At 59.8% G+C, this 2,092-nt stretch carries 1 protein-coding gene and 1 pseudogene; both read right to left on the bottom strand.

All coding sequences use genetic code 11. The annotated features are described in order from the left end of the window. Positions 1-662: 662 nt before the first annotated feature. Positions 663-1,130: pseudogene (locus tag ACFFWD_RS22985) on the bottom strand (SOS response-associated peptidase family protein); the annotation flags it as partial. Between the two features lie 276 nt (positions 1,131-1,406). Then, positions 1,407-2,000 carry an LvrA C-terminal domain-related protein gene (locus ACFFWD_RS45315; protein WP_512699839.1) on the bottom strand — a complete coding sequence of 198 codons (594 nt, stop codon included), beginning with the start codon at positions 1,998-2,000 and terminating at the stop codon, positions 1,407-1,409. Between the last annotated feature and the right edge of the window lie 92 nt (positions 2,001-2,092).

Genomic DNA, 2,092 nt, shown 5'->3' with positions numbered 1-2,092 from the left:
AAGAAAGTCTTGAATCACACTCCTCTCGATTTGAGAATCCCAAGAGTCCACAGGACCTAGGGCGTGGGGCTTCGGTCCCGCGCCCTCCGCCGTTTGCAAAATTGGGGCATGGAGCAGCATGATCGCGTCGCCTGGATTAGTCACCCCGGCATTTGGGATTGTTAACCACAAACAGTGTCCCAGACGCACCCAGAGATGAATAAGTCCATCCGTCAGGTTGGCGTAAGCCGGCGCCACTACAGTGCAACGCGCGTGCTGTTTTTCAGCACTAGCGCGTGCCCTTGTGTTTGAAAGCCCCATCTGGTGGGAACATCGGATGGGGCTTTTGCTCTTCCAGCAGTTCCGACTGTTGCGAGCAACTCTAATCTAATCCGACTGTAATGCGCTTCCATGAGCAATGAGACGGAAACCCCTTCGCCCACGATCCAGATAGGTCTTGGCGCGTGGCTTGTGTTGGGAAACCGGGCCAGTGAGCCGAGCAGGCAGCCCGACCCGACGCGGCCGGATGGGCTGAGCCGCGTTCCGGCGCCGGCACGACACCCGCAGCCGGCACGACGTCGAAAAGCGGGCTAACTCGCCAACGGCATCTCACGCAGACGCCGCGCTCCTCTACGCATCGGTGCTTCTGCCAGCGCTGGCGACAAGAAGACTGCCAAGACGGGTCATGCTGTCGCTACCGCGATATTTTCCTTCGCCGCGCCCCGCGCGACGATCTTGAGCACGTCGTCAGGCAGTGGCCGTTGCAGGGCCTTGGCCTCGTTCCACGGCGCGCGCATCCACACATCGCGCTCCTCGTCGGTGGTCAGGATCACTGGCATTGCCTTGGGGTGGATCGGCGCGACGATGGCGTTCGGCGTCGTCGTCAGGAAGCCGGAGACCGGGTGCGGGCCCGGCACCGGCTTGGACTTCGTTCCGCGGTCGCCATTGAACTCTGTCCAGATCCCGGCGAAGGCGGCCAGCGGTCGATCGTCGTTGAGCGCGAACCAGACGACGTCCTTTTTCTTCGTTTCCGGGTTCGGCTCCGGCGCGTACTCCGCAAAGCTGTTGAACGGCACCAAGCAGCGGTTCTCCGGCTTGAGCCCACCGCGCCAATGCGGTGATGACGTGTTGCGGACGTTGGTGACCGGCGGGGCCGCCTACCGTGGATTCCAACCGTAGCTTTCCGGATGATCGCCACAGAGCGCAACGAAATCAACGTCGTGTAGAGGAGGGGATGTCCGCCCTCAAAATCAAATTGGAGCGTTCTCAAAAATTGAGAGGCCGCAGCCACTAGTCAACTACGCTCAGCACGGTGTCCCTGCCATCAATGAACCGATTACGCTTAACGAAATCAGTTAGCTCAAACTCAACGATCAAGAGGATCCGTCTTCGGTCCGTGCGCCTGACAAGTCCAAAAGATTGATCGATCACGCCGCCTTCGGCGCAAGCCTGCGGCCATCCGGACCAAGCCCATGCTTCACAAGCAGCTCAGAGGAGACCCGACAGCCGCTCAGTCCAGGCTCGGGGCCGGCGTATCGGGACCAAACCCCAGTTTGCGCGTAGAACTTTACCGCATATTCAAGCTGCGACTCGTCCGCGGTGACATCGGTAGTGCTTTCTTTGACCGCACTCTCGGCATAGTCGGACCACCGCTGTTGATTGAGCCAGGTCACCGCTTGCGGAATATACCGCGTACCGACGTTCCCGCGGTCGGCTTCATCCTTGGCGAGCTTGCGCGCCGCGTCAATCAGCATTTGCGCATCAAGGCCCATTTCCACTAGCTCGTCGAACTTCAATTCAGCGGGCCTCCGCGGGTTCGCCCCTTCTCGTCGGGGATATGCGTGCCAAAATTCGCCAAAGCGAGAGGGCCCGCACTTCAGGCGACCATTCCGCCGATTATCTACCTCTGTCTCTGCTTCTGTTTCTGTCTCTGTCTCTGTCTCTGTCTTTCGTACGGGGGTCTCTTTGCAATCCGCTAGCGCGACGCTAGCATCAACGGTGGCTATGAGGACGTGAAGCAACTCATCGCTGACGTGCTGCGGCAGTTGAACATAGAGCTATGCGGGAAAGTGGGTGATGACGGACTGAGATAGGCGGCGTATCGAGGCGGGTG

Source organism: Bradyrhizobium erythrophlei (assembly GCF_042430365.1).
Lineage (GTDB): Bacteria > Pseudomonadota > Alphaproteobacteria > Rhizobiales > Xanthobacteraceae > Bradyrhizobium > Bradyrhizobium erythrophlei.
This window is presented reverse-complemented; position numbering and strand designations above follow the sequence as displayed.